We start from the raw sequence: 16,999 nt of genomic DNA, 5'->3' as shown, positions 1-16,999 counted from the left end.
TAAATTAATAAATTGTATTATTCTTCTTCATGACTAGAAATAGTTGCCGGCTTTACAGAGGCGTCATGCGAATTATGATATTCTTCAAGAAGATTCATAGTAGCAGTAAGTAGATCTTTTGTTTCTAATAAAACACTAAAATATAAGGTTGTGTTTTTCGGACTAGATTCTTCTGTACGTGTGCGTTCTACTTGTTTGTGAATTTTTTCAGATAAAATTTTAAATACTTTATCCTTGCTTTTCAAAATATTACCTATTTGTTCAAAAGAACGCGAATCGAAAGCTGTTTTGGTGTCATTAAATAAGCTTTCTAGAGCACCATCAACTTCTTTTAATTCTTTAATTTGATTGAACTTTAATTTTTTATGGTTATTGTTTACGTGCTTAAAGCTAACTTTAGAAATATATTCTAAGGATTGAGCCATATCTTGTAAGTAACCTAAAATGTTAATATAGAAATTACTAGCTCCAATACTAGATTCGTCTAGGTTTTTAATGAAATAGAAAATGTTGTTTCTTAAATCTTCAATTTCTAATGATAATTTATCAACTTGTTTTTTATTCTTTTTAAGCGATAATAAATCTTGTTTAGCTAGACCATTTATAGCATTTGTGTAAATCTTATTTCCACGCTTTACTACGTTTGCTATATTACCAGCACTTTCGTGAATTACACCTTGTACAGAGCTGCTTTCAGCTTTTATTAAGCTATCTTCAGCTCTTACCTCTTTACTTTTTCTATTATGTACTACAGAACTTCTAATTAATAATCCAAAAGCTATTACTAATAAGATAGGGAACATAATGGTAATGTTCAGGTTTAATAAATAGGCTACTAAAGCGGCAGCACTAAATGCGCTAAATGCTGTAAAAAACCAACCACCAATAACATTTAATACCCCTGCGACTCTATAAACAGCACTTTCTGCTCCCCAAGCTCTATCGGCAAGTGATGAACCCATAGCTACCATAAAGGTTACATAAGTTGTTGAAAGTGGTAGTTTATATGATGTGGCAATAGAAATTAAAACTGCTGCTATCATTAAATTTACTGCAGCTCTTACCAAATCGAATGCTGGCAATTCCACTGTTTTATGTTTTGATAGGGTTATAACAGGTGGTTCAAATTGTTTTTCAATTTTTGCTTGCCAAGATTCTGGTAATAAATATGAAGTTGTTTGCGACATTAATATGGCCGTTCTTACAAATCCACGAGATAAAAAGTTAGGCTGAAAACGTTCTTTTGTTTCCCCTTGGCTAGATAAATCCAACGATGTTTTTACAACGCCTTTGGCTTTGGTAGAAAACCATAAGGTTAATACCATAATCATTCCTGCAATAAATAATAACCAGTTATTGGTTGGAACTTTTTCTGCTAAAACATCCATTGGGAAATTGGTTGCTGCTATACCAGAAGTACTCCATTCTTGAAAAGCATTATAAGCGGCAACAGGAACACCAATAAAGTTTACCAAGTCGTTTCCTGCAAAAGCCAATGCTAAAGCAAAGGTTCCTACAATAATAATAAGTTTGTAAATATTCGTTTTTGCAAATGCTATTAAAGAATAGGACAATAAAGACCAAAAAGCGAAACTTATGGTTACAATAGGAAGTACATTGGTTTCTAAAAAGTGAGACATGGTATTGCCACCAAGTATGTTATACGATTCTTTAGCATATGATGTGCCTTTTAATCCTTTCATAAAAATGAAATAGGTAATTGCTGTTAAAGCAAATCCACCAAATAATGCGCCTACCCAAGTCGCTTTTTTCTCAAAATTATAAGACAATAATAATCGGGCAACCCATTGTACAAAGGCACCAACGGAAAAGGCGACTACAACCGAGAGGAGTATTCCAAAAATTATTTGAGAAGCTTTAGAGGTGTTAATATAATTTATAACATCTATAAAATCGCCACCATCATGTCCAATTTTAATTAAAGCCATAGCTACGGCAGCACCAAGTAATTCGAATACAATAGAAACCGTTGTAGATGTTGGCATGCCAACAGAATTGAAAAAATCTAGCAGGAGGATATCCGTAATCATGACCGCTAAGAAAATAATCATGATTTCGTTAAACATAAATTCGCTTGGGTTAAAAATACCTTTACGAGCTACTTCCATCATACCGCTTGAAAACACTGCACCAACTGCTACACCAACACTGGCAACAATCATAATAGTTCTAAAAGAAATAGCTTTTGAGCCTATTGCAGAATTTAAAAAGTTAACGGCATCGTTACTAACACCAACAACCAAATCAGCAATTGCTAAAATGGCTAAAGCGATAGTCATATATAAATAAATATTATCCATAGGGTTTTGTTGTAAAATGGTTGCAAATATCATGAGTATTAATATATAATGTGTTATGTAATTGTTATTTTTTTAAAAGTGGATATCGCATTGTAATCTATACATGAGTTCGTTATTTCCAGCTGCAACTTCTAAATGACTAATATCTGTTTGAACTTTTAGTTTATGGCCAACAATATATTTTGAAAGCCCTAATGTATATTGATTTTGGTTAGAGTTACCCGTAATTTTATCCCAATCTATGGTGGTGAAACGTCCGGATACCTCCCAATCATTCTTAAGTAGAACTCCCGTTTGTAAATTTAAACCTTTACCAACTTGTACAATAACTTGGTCGTTGTCGTCATCGAAAAGTAAAGACCCGTCCGAGTTTTTTGCAAATGGATCTTTGGCATCTCTGTTAGAATATTCGGCCATAAAAGAAAACCCTTGATATTTAAACATAGCATCTACAAAAAGGGTATTGATGTTGGTTTTATAAAAACCGGTGTCGTTAACCATATAAGACCCTTGGTTACTTCGGGTTTTAACGGCATTGTTATTATGGTCGTAACTAACACCAAGTGCTAGTTTAGGGGTTTGTTCTCTTTTTAAATCGGACCCTTTATAATCGCCTTTGCTTGAAAAATTTCCGAAAGGTAATAACTCAATTCGTCCGGTGTATTGATGTCCTCCTAAATTTCCTGTTGTAATATTACGACCTTCACCTTGTGCTAAAGAAAATATTTCGCGTACCACAAATTTTTCTGAAAGATTGAAATGATGTCTTAATTGAAAACCAATATCACGATCTATGGTAAATCTACTATTTAATATGGAGCGATCTACTTGTTGCAAATTTGCTGAAGATATAACACGTTCCCTATTTCCTGGGAGTTTAGTTTGCCCAAACCAAATAACAAAGTTTTTATGGAAATTCCACATTAAAACGGCATCTAAAATATAACGAGGGGCGTTACTTGTATACACTGATGCTCCAGATTGATCTCTGTTAGATAAGCCAAGTTCTATTTTGTATTTTAATTTTGGACTATAAGCAAATCCGTCAAATTTTAATCGAGATCTTCTTATTAAGAAACTGGTTTCTCCACTTTCGCCATCTTCCCATGTTGAAGTTCCTAGTAGTTGTGCGCGTAAGCCAACCCTCATGGTCCATGAACTATCTTTACCAACAAGGTTAAAAAGTCCATTACCAAATTTACCTGATGTAATTTCCTGTCCGCTTAAAGAAGTCATGACGAACAGAAGTAACCCTATTAGAGTTAATTTAGTTTTCATTGTAGTTATTAGTTTTTGTCGCTGCAAATAACTAAAACTAATGTTAACTTAATGTTTCCTAATGATTAACTTTAGAACAAAAAAAGACTGCCTCGGCCAAAGACAGTCCATTAGAAATCATGATAATGTAGTCGACAAAAACTAATAGATTATATGAAAAACTAATTTTTTTTGTCTTAAGACTTTACAAATATCTAGGTTTAACATCATCTAAAGGTAACCTGTATATTAAGTAATTATTAATTTCCAATGTTAAATCTTTAATTATTATTTAAGATTAAGTATCTGTAATACAGATAATTAAAATTTCAATGTTAACTCAATGTTAAGTGAGTGTTGTGTGAATGTTAACTATTGTTTATCTTTGAGATATAATGTTAAAACCCCCATAATTATGAAGAAGTTATTATTTGTTTTTGCCTTTTTAATTACTGTGGTATCTTTTGGTCAACAAAAGAGAGATTTAAAACTTAATAAAGACACAAATTTAATTGATGTTGTTTATTATCATGACAATGGTGTTGTAAGCCAAACAGGTTCTTACACGGCAGATGGTAAATTACATGGTGTTTGGTTAAGCTTTAACACAGAAGGTAAAAAAACAGTTTCTGCTAATTATGATAATGGAAAGAAAGTCGGCAAATGGATTTATTGGATTGACGGATCTAAAAAGGTGGTCAAGTATGAAAATAATGTTGCTTCACTATAGGTTTTTATAGTAAAGTGTTAAATGTAAAAAAGCATCCCAATGGGGATGCTTTTTTATTATCTGTTGTTTTACCGTTTATAGGCTTGCATTTATCCAACTCCAAGAAGAGATGTTTACTTGTGTTCCTGTGTTGTATGCATCAGTTGTGGTTGCAGCAGCACCATCGATAATTACGTTAGCTAAAGGACCATCATCTTTCATGTCGATGTTAGTATCATATCCGCTTAAGTAAAGATCTGTAATAGTTGCTCCAGATTGTTTTTTGAATTGTAAAGCTGTTCCTCCTACAGTAGAAATAGCAGTAACATTTACAAATTTAGGGTTTCCGTTATCTTTATCACCTTCAAAAGCAGTAGAGAATCCAGCAACAGTATTTGAAATGTACGTGTTTGTTACGGTTCCGTTCCATCCTTCAGTCCAATCAACAGCATCATCACTATTGTTTTCTAAGTAAATGTTAGTTACAGAAGCAGTTCCACCAAAGAACTCAATACCATCATCATCACCGTTAATTACAGAGATGTTTTCTAAAGTAGTTCCAGAACCCACAGCGTATAAAGAAACACCGTTGTATTGCGATTCCGAGTTAATTTGAGCACCAGTTCCTTTAAGAACTAAGTAGGTTACAGAACCAGAATTATCAGCATCATTAGTGCCTCCATAAATAAATCCACCAACTTCTGCAGTGGCATCAACACCAGCGGTAGTTGTTGCATTACCACAAATTGTTAAACCTCCCCAATCTCCAGGACTTGAAGATGCAGAAGCAATTACAACAGGATTAGTAGCAGTACCTTGAATGTCTATTTGGCCACCTTGTAATACAGCGATGTAAACTCCTGTTCCACCATCTCTAGCCGTAATTTTTGTTCCAGCAGGAATGGTTAATTTTCCACCATCTTGAATGATGTAAGAAGAGTTAAGAACATAAGAAATAGAAGCGTCTAAAGTTACATTTCCTGTTACAGCTCCTTGAAGTAAGCTACTCTCAAAAGAAATATTTGAACTTACCCAAGCAAAGTCTTCGGCAGTTGTGTTAGGAACAACAGTAGTGTTAAGCGCGTAGTAGTATTCACCGCTAACCAATTGATCGTCATTTGAAGCGAATGCTACGGGTGTATAGCCATCTACAAAAATAACGTTAGTTATGTCGCCACCATCTTTCATATCTAAATCAATATCGTAACCAACTAAAGAAAGCCCATCAATAGTTCCTCCAGAAGTTTTCTTGAATTGTAATGCAGTACCGCCAACAGTTGATACGGCTGTAATGTTATTAAATTTTGGGTTACCGTTATCTTTGTCACCTTCAAAAACTGTAGAGAAACCAGCAACGGTGTTAGAAATGTAAGCATTAGTAATGCTACCGTTCCAACCTTCTGTCCAGTCAATAGAATCATCACTATTGTTTTCTAAGTATAGGTTACTTACTTCAACAGTTCCTCCAAAGAACTCAACACCATCATCATCACCATTAATAACAGCAATGTTATCTACTAATGTGCCAGATCCAACAGCGTAAAAAGAAACACCATTATATTGAGATTCTGAGTTAATTTGAGCACCAGTACCAGAAATTTGTAAATATCTAATAATACCAGAGCTATCAGAATCATCGGTACCACCATAAATAAACCCACCAACTTCAGCAGTAGCATTAACACCAGCAGTAGTTGTTGCTTTACCACATAATGTTAATCCGCCCCAATCACCAGGGTTACCATCTGCAGAAGACATAATAACTGGGTTTCCAGCAGATCCGTTAATGTTTATTGTACCTCCCATTAATGTTGCGATGTAAACATTTGTTCCACCATTATCAGCAAGAATTTTTGTTCCAGCAGGAATATTTAATGTCGCGCCTTCATCAATAATAAATTGTCCAGTTAAGCTATAGGTTGTAGTTGAAGATAGTGTGTAATCTTCCGTTAAGGTACCGTTTAAAACACCTGCATCTAGGTTCTCCATAACTGCGGTTGTACCACCAGTTATTGGGGCAGGATCTTCAGAATCACAACTCGTTAAAGTAATAGCACCAAAGGCCATTGAAATGCTAAGTAGTTTTACAAATAAATTTTTCATTTCTATTTTTAATTTTGGTTTATTATGTATGTTTATTCTGCAAATTAAGCGGATTTATGTTGCTTACTGTTTAATTAAATATTAAGCATAAGTTACCTTTAACCCGCTAAATATGTACTTATGTTAAGCGATTGTTAATAGTTAATTATCACGAAAGATTAGTATATAAATGAACAAACCTCAATACTATGTATTGAGGTTTGTTTTAGGATTTTAAAACCATTTTATAGGTTTTAAATAGATTCTTGATTAGAATTAAAAATCGTATTTAAGGCTTAGGTTTAATTGTGCTCCTTTTTTATAAGAAAGTACCACTTCATCAGTTTCAACACCTGTATTAATATTTCTTACTAATTGTGTTTGTTGAATATCTGGGTTTAGTAAGTTTCTACCAACTAATTTAATTTGTAACTTTTCAGTTAGCATTTTGCTTACAACGAAATCTAGAGTAAAAAATCCTTTTTCAATAATTTCATCATTATAAAGTACAGCACTATTACTAAAATCTTCTGGCGATCCTAAGGCGAATACTTTATCTGAAGAATAGTTTCCTGTTAACGTAGCATTAAACTCTTTTTCAGTTTTACTGTTGTAGCTTAATGAGCTGTTTAAGATTAAATCTGAAGCACCTTGTAAATCAGATTCTGTGATGCCTTTATATTGAAAATCTTCTAATAAATCTTGATTAAACCACATTTTTGTAATGTTGGTGTTGAAATCTAAAAGACTTTCTTGATCTTCATTTTTAAGAAGCTCGATTCTCGTTTCAAATTCAAAACCAAATATATTAGCGTTATCTCCTGTGTTGGCATATTCAAATATTCCTGAAGACCCTCTAGTTTGTGCCAAGTTAATAGGGTTTTTAATGTCTTTATAAAATGCTGTTGCAGAAATTAATTGTCCTTTTGAAGGGAAAAATTCGTATTTTAAATCCACATTAAATACATCCGATTTTTCTAAATCTGGATCACCTCTAGTTACACGACCTGTTGGCGATACATATTCGAAAGGTGCTAATTCTTTAAACTCTGGTAAGGTTTGCGTTAAACTAGAAGCAAAACGAACGGCATGCTTATCATTTAATGTGTATTTTAAGTTTAAGCTTGGGTATAATTCAGAATATTCTTTTTTAATAGAACCAACACGACCAACGTAGTTAGCAACATCCCAAAGCACATTAATTTCATCACGCTCAAAACGTACACCGGCATTACCAGAAAGTTTCTGTCCTAAATGGAAATCTAAATTAGCATAACCCGAAATAGCATTTAAATCGGCATCGTATCTATCGGCTTCTCTTTCTCTTAAAACGAGGCCGTTTTCGAAATTTTCTGTAGTAAACGTTTCAGAAAACTGATCTACAGATGGCACTTGAAAATCTCTCGCTCTAACACCAATAAACAAAGAGCTAAAGACTCTATCTTTTTGACGGAAGTTAGCGCCGAAGTTTAATTTAAAAGGGTGGTTATCGTCTTCATCTAAGGTTCCAAAAGAAATGGCATCATTAATAAAGGCGTTATACTCTGTATCCTCAATTTTCTGATTAGACTTTCTTTGCTGAAAATCTCCAACGTGAGCATATTGCACGGTGTTTTCATCTAAAATATTAGCTTCATTTCTAACTCTATTTGGCTCTTGCGCTAATACATAGTTGTAACCAGCAGCCCAAGTTAATTTGTTGTTTTCTTTAATTTGATGAGAACCTTCAATTTGATTTACTAATAAAATAGTTTGTTTAAAGTTTTGGTCTCTAACAAAAGCACCATCTTCTTGTGGGTCCTGATCAAAAACATAACCTTCACCATTTCTACCTTGCTCGTAAACATTATCGTTACTTGTGTTAACAGATAGGCTGCTAATTTTAAGCCTGTGGTTATCATTTAGTTTTAATCCTAAATTAACATAACCTGTTGTGTTTGTTTTAGTAGTAAAAGATTCGGTATCTGTAAATTCGTTATCTAAAATATTTGATCTGTAACTTCTAAAAAGTCCTTCTTGGTATTCTGAAGATTTAGAGTGAGAACCCGCAACAAATACTTTAAGTTCTTTTCCAAATACTTCAAATTTTTGACCACCAGAAAGCGAAATTCCATAATTACCAGTGCTTTTTTGTTTAAGTGGATCCCAACCTTGTTTTGTAACTAAATCTACAAGTGCATATTCTTTTTTATGGAAACCTAAAGTCGCATCTTCTGTAGCAACGCTTCTTTTAAAACCGCCATCTAAACCTAATACATTGGTGTTGTAGCCAGAACTTAAACTAACAGTTGCGCCTTTTTTAGAATAGCCTTTTGAGGTTATATCAACATTTCCCGAAGTTTGATCTGCGTAACTAGATGTAGCGTAGGTTTTGCTAATTCCAACATTTTCAATTATGTTAGTTGAAAATAAGTTAAGGTTAATGTTTTTGTTGTTTACATCATCAGAAGGTATTGGTAAACCGTTCATGGTTGTAGAAAGGTATCTGTCACCTAAACCTCTAATATAAATATCTCCAGAACCTTCACTTTTAGAAACACCTGCTATTTTAGTAGTTGCAACAGCGGCATCAGAAACACCAATTTTAGATAAACGTTCTGCTCCAATACTTTCTTTTATTACAACCGCTTTCTTCTGTTCAAATAAAAGGGCAGATTCACTTGCTCTTCGTGTTGTAGTGGTAATAACAACCTCGTCTAAAGAGGCAGCACTTGCACTCATTACCACATTAAGTTCTAATTCTTTTCCCGCAATTACAGTAACTGGTATTTCTTGAGTTTGGTACCCAACAAAACTTACTATTAATATATAGTCTTTAGCTTCTAAATTGTTTAAGGTATAATACCCATCAAAGTCCGATGTTGTACCTGTAGTTGTTCCTTTTACAATAACATTAGCAAAGGCTAAGGGTTCATTATTGTATTCTTTATCTGTTAGTTTTCCTTTTACAGAGCCCGTTTGAGCATAAGAAAATACAGTTGTTAATAGCGTTATTGCTTGTAATAGTTTTTTCATTGTAATAATCTATTTTTGTCGCTGCAAAGAAACCAACGTTTTAAAAACTTAACGTTACCAACGGATTAAATAACTGTAATAAAAGTGTTAGATAAATGTTAATGGAAACCCTAATTTTTTTATAATAGTTTACACTGAGTTAACATTAAAAATTGGGGTTGTAAAGTAAATAACAGTTTCAGTCTATTTTAAAACATTTAAATTGAGGTATAAAAAAAGCAGCTTCCATTTTAAGTGAAAGCTGCTTTCTATATAATGTCTTTAAAAATTAAGTATTGCTAATTAGTTGTTGCTAGCTGATGCACTGTTATCTGCGCTAGCCATAGTAGCCATTAAATCTTCTAAAGATAATGTACTAGGTTCTAGTATTACCTTTACTACTGCAGCATCTGATGCTACCGTAATTTTTGTTTCTTTAGTGTCATAACCAACAAAGCTACTTACCAAGGTGTATTCGCCATTGTTCAACTTCTCGAACTTAAAAATGCCATTGTCATCAGTTAAAACTTGGGCTCCAGTTTCTTTTAATACTACTTTAGCAAGTATTAAAGGCTCGTTATTCGATTCAAAATCTAGTAAATTTCCTTGTATAGAACCAGTATTTTGACCATAAGATAATGACGAAATAAAAAATAAAGCGATGTAAATTATTTGTTTCATGAGTGTTATGAATGAACTGCAAAAATACATGCCAACAGCGCTTTGTTATGTTACCAAATCATTAAACATAAATGATTAAAAGGTTACCCTAATGTTAAGTAATTTACCAGCCCGTTAAGTCACGAATTTATTATCTTGCCACCAGTTAATTGAATACAAAATTATGAATTGGGAGCAACTTTTATCCTTAAAACGCTTTGGCGACACTAGTAAACGTATACGTAAAGAACAAGATGAAACGCGATTGGGCTTTGAGGTAGATTATGATCGGGTTATTTTCTCATCAGAGTTTAGGAGTCTTCAAGACAAAACGCAAGTTATCCCATTATCTGAAACCGATTTTGTACACACACGCTTAACGCATAGTTTGGAGGTTAGCGTAGTGGGCCGTTCATTAGGCAGACGTGTAGGTCAAAAATTATTAGAAAAACATCCACATTTACAAAGTACGCTTGGGTATCAAGCCAACGATTTTGGAGCCATAGTAGCTGCCGCAGCTTTGGCGCACGATATAGGAAATCCGCCTTTTGGGCACTCTGGAGAAAAGGCTATTGGCGAATTTTTTAAAACAGGACAGGGTAAATCGTTCAAATCTCAATTAACCGATAAAGAATATCAAGATTTATGCGATTTTGAAGGTAATGCCAACGGATTTAAAATTTTAACCGAAGACCGGGCAGGTCGACTTGGTGGACTGCGGTTAAGTTACGCTACCCTTGGGGCATTCATGAAATACCCAAAGGAGTCATTACCTAAAAAGCCAACAAAACATATAGCCGATAAAAAGTATGGCTTTTTTCAGTCTGAAAAAGAAGCTTTTCAAGATGTTGTAAACGAACTCGGGTTAACCAAACGAAGTCAAACCGATTTAAGTTATGCTAGACACCCATTAGCCTATTTAGTAGAAGCAGCCGACGACATTTGCTACACCATTATCGATTTTGAAGATGGTATTAATCTTGGTCTTATTCAAGAAGAATTTGCCTTAGAATACCTTTCTAAAATTATACGACATAATATAAGACCAGAAAATTATTATGCGCTTTCCACCAAGGAAGATCGCGTAGGTTATTTGCGTGCCCTTGCCATAGGTTCGCTTATTAACGAGGCCGTCGATATTTTTATGGAACACGAAGCTGCTATTTTAAATGGCAATTTTGATTGTGCCTTGCTTGATAAAAGCAAATATGACGCTCAAATTAAAGACGTTATTAAAATAAGTGTTGATAATATTTATCAATCTACAGAGGTAATCGATAAAGAAATTGCAGGTTATGGGGTTATAAACACACTATTAAAAACCTATACCACTGCCATAAATAACTGCTTTAATAACTCTGGATCTAATTATGACAAACTAATATTAAAAGGCTTGCCAAAAAATATAAAGGTTGAAGATTCAAGTCTGTACAACCGTTTATCAAGTGTGTGTTATTATGTGTCATTACTGTCAGATAGTAAGGCTATATTAGATTACAAGAAAATTAAAGGAATTAGTTTTTAGAAAAATATCACTTCGAGTGTTCCGAATCTATTTCTGGATATATAGAGAAGTGGGGCGCCTGCCAGTCGACAGGTTACCAATAGGGTTGGGCTTTCTGTTGTAATCCCTTACGCTTTTTTCGACATCCAATGCAGTTTTAATTGGTAACGTTGAAGTGATTACATTTTTGCTTCGGGTAAACTAACAATAAACTCGGTGCCCTCACCCAATTTGCTTTCAATTATAATAGACCCTTGTAGCTTTTCAACCAATGTTTTAACAATGGCTAGGCCTAACCCATGAGAACTTTCTCCAGCTGTTGGTCGTGCAGAAAGTTTTTGAAACATTTTAAAAGCCATTTTTTTATCGGCATCAGACATACCTGGTCCGTAATCTTTAAAAGAAATATCAATAAAGTCATTTCTTGACTTTGCTGTTAACTCAATAGTACTGCCTTTGTTTGAAAACTTAATAGCGTTGGTCATTAGGTTATCAAAAATACGACCTACCAATTTTTTATCTGCATGAATTTTAAGAGAGTCTTTACCAAGGTGTTTTCTTAGGTTTTGATCTTTTTGGTCTAGCCTAGTTATATAACTTTTTTCCCATTCTTCGATAAATTCAGAAAGATTAAAATCTTCAGAATCAATTCTTTTTTCTGGATGGTTTACGTTACTCATAATTAGTAAATCTGTAATTAAGCTATTGCCGCTTTCTACAGATTCATTAATGTATCTAATATATGTTTTTTGGTCTTCATCTAAATTTTCATTGTCTTCTAATAGTTGACTAAGGCCATAAATATTGTTTAGGGGGCCTCGTAAATCATGGGCTACAATTCCAATAATACCATCCTTTTCTCTGTGAAGTTCTTCTAGTTCTTTGTTGTTTTTTACCAGCTCTTTGGTTTGTTTGGAAACCTCCTTTTGAAGAGATGCTTCTCTTCTTTTCAATTGGTTAATCCGTAAATAGTAGATTGTAAAAATAGATCCAAAAAATATTAATATACTAAGTATTTTAAACCATAATGTTCCCCACCAAGGTGGTGTTATATTAATAATTAACGATGTTTCTTGTTCATTCCAAACGCCTTCATTGTTGGAGCCTTTTATTTTTAACACGTATTTTTTTGGGTCTAAATTTGTAAATGTAAGGTCGTGTTTAGTGCCATTTTCTACCCATTTATCATTAAATCCTTCTAATTTGTATTTGTATTTATTGATTTGAGAATTTGTGAATTCAAGAGCTGAAAATTCAAATGTTAAATTATTTTGGTCATACAACAAATCTATGGAGGTCAATTGGGAAATACTTTTATCAAAGTCCATAGATTTATTATTAATTTTAATATCTGTAAATACAACTTCAGGCAGGTAAGGATTAGTTTTTATATCATTCGGATTAAAAATAGTAAACCCAGTTGTTCCTCCCACTAATAAAGAACCATTCAGTCCTAGTGCATGGCCTCCCATATCAAGAATGTTATTTTCAGGGATGGTAATATTTTTGAATTCCATGTTGCTAGGGGTGACTCTGGATAACCCGTTTGGGGTTGTTAGCCAAATATTGCCATCAAGGTCTGGTAAAATGCCATATATAATGTCACTTGGTAAACCCTCATTTATTCCGTAATTTTTGAACTTTTCAGATTTTGGGTCAAATATTGCTAACCCATTTCTGGTGCCAACCCATATGTTATTGTTACTATCTCGGTATAAAGAACGAATTTTATTTCCTACAATACAGCTGTCGCAATCTTCTTTATGTTCCCATAATTTGAATTTAAGGGTATTGGTATTTAGCAAAATCAATCCTCTGTTGCTACCTACCCACAGTTCTGTTTCAGAGGCTTTTAATGTGCAGTTTACATATAAATTGAGTAAGGCGTCATTTAGGTTGTTTTTTGGGTATACCGTTTTATATTCATTAGTAAGTGTATTGTAGGCTAGAAAACCAGTTCCTATGGTACCCAACCATAGTGTTCCATCTTCTGGCTCATATATAATTTCAATATGTCGTATTTTAGTGGCTAGCGGACTATTTGCAAAACCTTCTGCTAGCATAAATCGATCTTGTTTCTGGTTGTATTTGTACAAAGCACCGCCTTGTGTACCAACCCATAAATCGTTGCTTTCTGAACGATAGATAGAGCGGATTTTTGGTTTTTTTATATCGGCTTTATAATTAAAGTCCTTTATGTAATTCTTAAATAAATTAGATGCGGGATTGAATCGACTTAGGCCATTACTGGTTCCTATCCATATTGTACCGTCTGCATCTTGCAGCATTGCTCTTACGTCATTGTTAATTAGTGAATTGCTATTGTTGTCGTCATTTTCCCAATGTTTAAATATCAGATTTTTTAAATTGAATTTGTTCAGTCCGTTTCCTCTTGTTGCTATCCAAATGTTTTTTGATTTATCAACAAGCACATCTTGTACTAAATTATTACCGATTTTATAATCCGAGTTGCCATCAGACTTATAAACAGATATTTTGTTTGTGCCTAATTGGTAGTTTATGAGGCCGTTACCATTTGTACATAACCAAATGCTTCCATCGCTATCATTATAAATACTCCATATGTACACATCTTGAATAAAATCTCTATCGTTAATATTGTCTAATGGGAGAATTTCATACGTTTCGGTAAGTGTATTTAATAGTGCTAGTCCATGGTCTGTTCCAACCCATAACGTGCCTTTTGAAAAGTCTAAATCATGTATGAAATCTGAAGGCAATTGGTGTTCACCTGTATATTTTAAATGCGGTTTCGTAAATTCACCGTTTGAAGGATTGAAGTAGTAAAGTCCATAAAATTCATCGCCTATCCATAGATTCCCATTGTGATCCTCAACTATAGCTTTTATAGAATATTTGCATTTTTGACAATTATTAGGTTGCAACCAGCTTTTAAAAGTCATTGTGGATTGGTCGAATAAATTCAAACCGTTTTTTGTCGCCACCCAAAGTCTTGACTTACTGTCTTCGTATATTTGATGTACAACATTACTACTAATAGATGTGGCATCATTTTTTTTATGTTTAAAACGAGTTATAACTCCTGTAGTTGTATGGTATAGGTTTAATCCACCACCACTTGTTGCTATCCAAATATTTCCATAAGAATCTTCTAATAAATTAGTAATCAAATTATCTGAAATGGTATTGGTGTTATTAGCATCGTACTTGAACACCTTATATTGATAGCCATCGTATCGGTTTAACCCATTATTGGTGCCAATCCATATAAATCCTTTAGAGTCTTGAATAATACTATTAGGGTAATTAGATGAAAGCCCTTTTTCAATACCAATTTGCTCCACAAAGTGATTGGTAGTCTGAGCATTAAGGTTGGTAAGTATAAGGACGTAGAATATTGAAGTAAAAAATATTCTACTTAAAACATGTTTCATTTATGAATCTTTTGTAGATATAAAAATAGTGAAATATTAATCAAAACGATTAGTAAAAGTCCTTTTTTAGAAGCCTAAAACACGTTTTGATGTTAGTATGGATATAATACGTAAAAGCTTGATTTTTATATGTATTTACTTATCCGGAATATGAGGTTTACCTTGTGTTAAGACTCTAATGTGATATTTTTTATACAGTGAAATACGTGTTTTCGAACCTTAACTGAAACTAGTTAAGTTTTAAGAAAAAGTCTGCTAGTGTTTTTTAAATAAGTCCACTAAAAATAGTCATTAAACTTCCAATATCTAACCCAGCGGATTCTTGAAGTTTATTAACACTACCATGTTCTACAAAAGTATCAGGAATGCCTAAAATTTTAATAGTGTTTTTATAATTATTTTTAGAAGCAAACTCTAAAATAGCAGAACCAAAGCCACCTTTAATGCTATTGTCTTCAATGGTAACCAAAATGGCGTAAGTTTTAAAAATGGTATGAAGCAAGTTTTCGTCTAATGGTTTTACAAAACGCATATCGTAATGCGAAACATCTAAATTAGCAAGTGCTGCAGTGACATTTTTAGCAATGGTGCCAATGCTTAAAATGGCAAGTTTGTTTCCTTTTTTAAGAGTAACACCTTTTCCAATTTCAATTTTAGAAAATGGTTGTTTCCAATCTACAGTAATACCCCGTCCTCTTGGATAACGAATGGCAATGGGTTGCTCTAAACCTAATTGAGCTGTGTACATAATATTGCGTAACTCAACTTCGTTTCGTGGTGCAAAAATGATGAGGTTAGGTATACAACGTAAATAACTTAAATCGAAAACACCATGGTGTGTTGCCCCATCTTCGCCAACTAAACCAGCACGATCTAAACAAAAAATAACGGGTAGTTTTTGTATCGCTACATCGTGTATTATTTGATCGTAAGCACGCTGTAAAAAGGTGGAATATATATTGCAAAATGGTATTAATCCCTGTGTAGCCATACCTGCAGCAAGTGTTACGGCGTGTTGTTCGGCAATTCCAACATCGAAAGCACGATCTGGAATTTGTTCCATCATGTATTTTAATGAGCTTCCTGTTGGCATTGCAGGTGTAATTCCTACAATGTTTTTGTTTAGTTTTGCTAATTCTACAATGGTGTGTCCAAAAACATCCTGATATTTAGGTGCTTGAACTTGGGTAGATTTAATTGGTAAGTCACCTGTTTTAGCATCGAATTTTCCTGGAGCGTGATACTTTACTTGGTCGGCTTCAGCTTGTTTTAAACCCTTTCCTTTAGTGGTAATAACGTGTAGAAACTTTGGGCCTTTAACAGTTTTTAAACGTTCTAACTCTCGAATGATTTCATCTAAATCGTGGCCGTCAATAGGTCCGGAATAGTCAAAATTTAGGGCTTCAAAAATATTATCTTGTTTTTGAGTGCCCTTTTTTACGTTTGTTAAGTACATTTTTAATGCGCCAACACTTGGGTCTATACCAATGGCGTTGTCATTTAAAATAACTAATAAGTTAGCCTTGGTAACGCCTGCATGATTTAAACCTTCAAAAGCCATTCCGCTAGCAATAGAGGCATCGCCAATAACAGCAATATGGTGTTTGTTTTCACCTTTTAATTTTGAAGCAATTGCCATTCCTAAGGCTGCAGAAATAGAGGTGGAAGAATGCCCAACGCCAAAAGCATCATAGGCACTTTCTTCTCGCTTTGGGAATCCGCTTAAACCACCCCATTGACGGTTGGTATGAAAATTGTCGCGTCGGCCTGTTAAAATTTTATGCCCGTAAGCTTGATGACCAACATCCCAAATCAATTGATCTGTTGGTGTGTTAAAAACGTAATGTAATGCTATGGTTAATTCTACAACACCTAAACTGGCTCCTAAATGACCTTCTTTAGTAGCGACAATATTAATGATGAATTCGCGTAACTCCTTGGCAAGTCGAGGTAAGTCTTTTTGGTTTAAAAGACGGAGTTCTTTTGGAGTGTTAATTTGTTTTAATAGACTTTTTTGCACAAAGCAAAAGTACAAGAATGAATTTGTATTTTTGCT

The 16,999-nt window shown here is 33.8% G+C and carries 9 protein-coding genes; 2 read left to right on the top strand and 7 right to left on the bottom strand.

Annotated elements, in window-relative coordinates; genetic code table 11:
• Positions 1 to 17: 17 nt before the first annotated feature.
• Positions 18 to 2,321 (bottom strand): inorganic phosphate transporter, encoded by a 2,304-nt coding sequence (locus ABJM36_RS12065; RefSeq protein ID WP_348451748.1) that lies wholly within the window; start codon positions 2,319 to 2,321, stop codon positions 18 to 20.
• Between the two features lie 72 nt (positions 2,322 to 2,393).
• The gene (locus tag ABJM36_RS12060; protein WP_348451707.1) at positions 2,394 to 3,599 is read right to left on the bottom strand and encodes a porin; all 1,206 of its coding nucleotides are present in this window, start codon (positions 3,597 to 3,599) and stop codon (positions 2,394 to 2,396) included.
• A 394-nt stretch (positions 3,600 to 3,993) separates the two neighbouring features.
• On the opposite strand from ABJM36_RS12060, the gene ABJM36_RS12055 reads away from it, so the two are divergent.
• The gene (locus tag ABJM36_RS12055) at positions 3,994 to 4,308 is read left to right on the top strand and encodes a nicotinic acid mononucleotide adenyltransferase (RefSeq protein ID WP_348451705.1); all 315 of its coding nucleotides are present in this window, start codon (positions 3,994 to 3,996) and stop codon (positions 4,306 to 4,308) included.
• Between the two features lie 75 nt (positions 4,309 to 4,383).
• On the opposite strand, the gene ABJM36_RS12050 is transcribed toward ABJM36_RS12055, so the two are convergent.
• From ABJM36_RS12050 to ABJM36_RS12040, 3 genes are all read right to left on the bottom strand, one after another.
• Complete coding sequence (locus ABJM36_RS12050; protein WP_348451704.1) at positions 4,384 to 6,390, bottom strand: hypothetical protein; 2,007 nt, start codon at positions 6,388 to 6,390, stop codon at positions 4,384 to 4,386.
• A 255-nt stretch (positions 6,391 to 6,645) separates the two neighbouring features.
• Positions 6,646 to 9,384, bottom strand: coding sequence for a TonB-dependent receptor (locus tag ABJM36_RS12045; RefSeq protein WP_348451703.1), 2,739 nt, complete (start codon positions 9,382 to 9,384; stop codon positions 6,646 to 6,648).
• Positions 9,385 to 9,666: 282 nt separating this feature from the next.
• On the bottom strand, positions 9,667 to 10,044 hold the full coding sequence (locus ABJM36_RS12040; protein ID WP_348451701.1) for a carboxypeptidase-like regulatory domain-containing protein: 378 nt from the start codon (positions 10,042 to 10,044) through the stop codon (positions 9,667 to 9,669).
• A 163-nt stretch (positions 10,045 to 10,207) separates the two neighbouring features.
• Between ABJM36_RS12040 and dgt the strand changes: the two genes are divergently transcribed.
• A complete protein-coding gene (gene dgt, locus ABJM36_RS12035) occupies positions 10,208 to 11,548 on the top strand; it encodes a dGTP triphosphohydrolase (protein ID WP_348451699.1) in 1,341 nt (446 codons plus the stop codon).
• 158 nt (positions 11,549 to 11,706) lie between these two features.
• On the opposite strand, the gene ABJM36_RS12030 is transcribed toward dgt, so the two are convergent.
• Positions 11,707 to 14,943 (bottom strand): two-component regulator propeller domain-containing protein, encoded by a 3,237-nt coding sequence (locus ABJM36_RS12030; protein ID WP_348451697.1) that lies wholly within the window; start codon positions 14,941 to 14,943, stop codon positions 11,707 to 11,709.
• A gap of 265 nt (positions 14,944 to 15,208) precedes the next feature.
• A complete protein-coding gene (gene dxs / locus ABJM36_RS12025; RefSeq protein ID WP_348451695.1) occupies positions 15,209 to 16,963 on the bottom strand; it encodes a 1-deoxy-D-xylulose-5-phosphate synthase in 1,755 nt (584 codons plus the stop codon).
• Positions 16,964 to 16,999: the final 36 nt, after the last annotated feature.

This window comes from Algibacter sp. (genome assembly GCF_039977455.1).
In the GTDB taxonomy this organism is placed as follows: Bacteria; Bacteroidota; Bacteroidia; order Flavobacteriales; family Flavobacteriaceae; genus Algibacter_B.
This window is presented reverse-complemented; position numbering and strand designations above follow the sequence as displayed.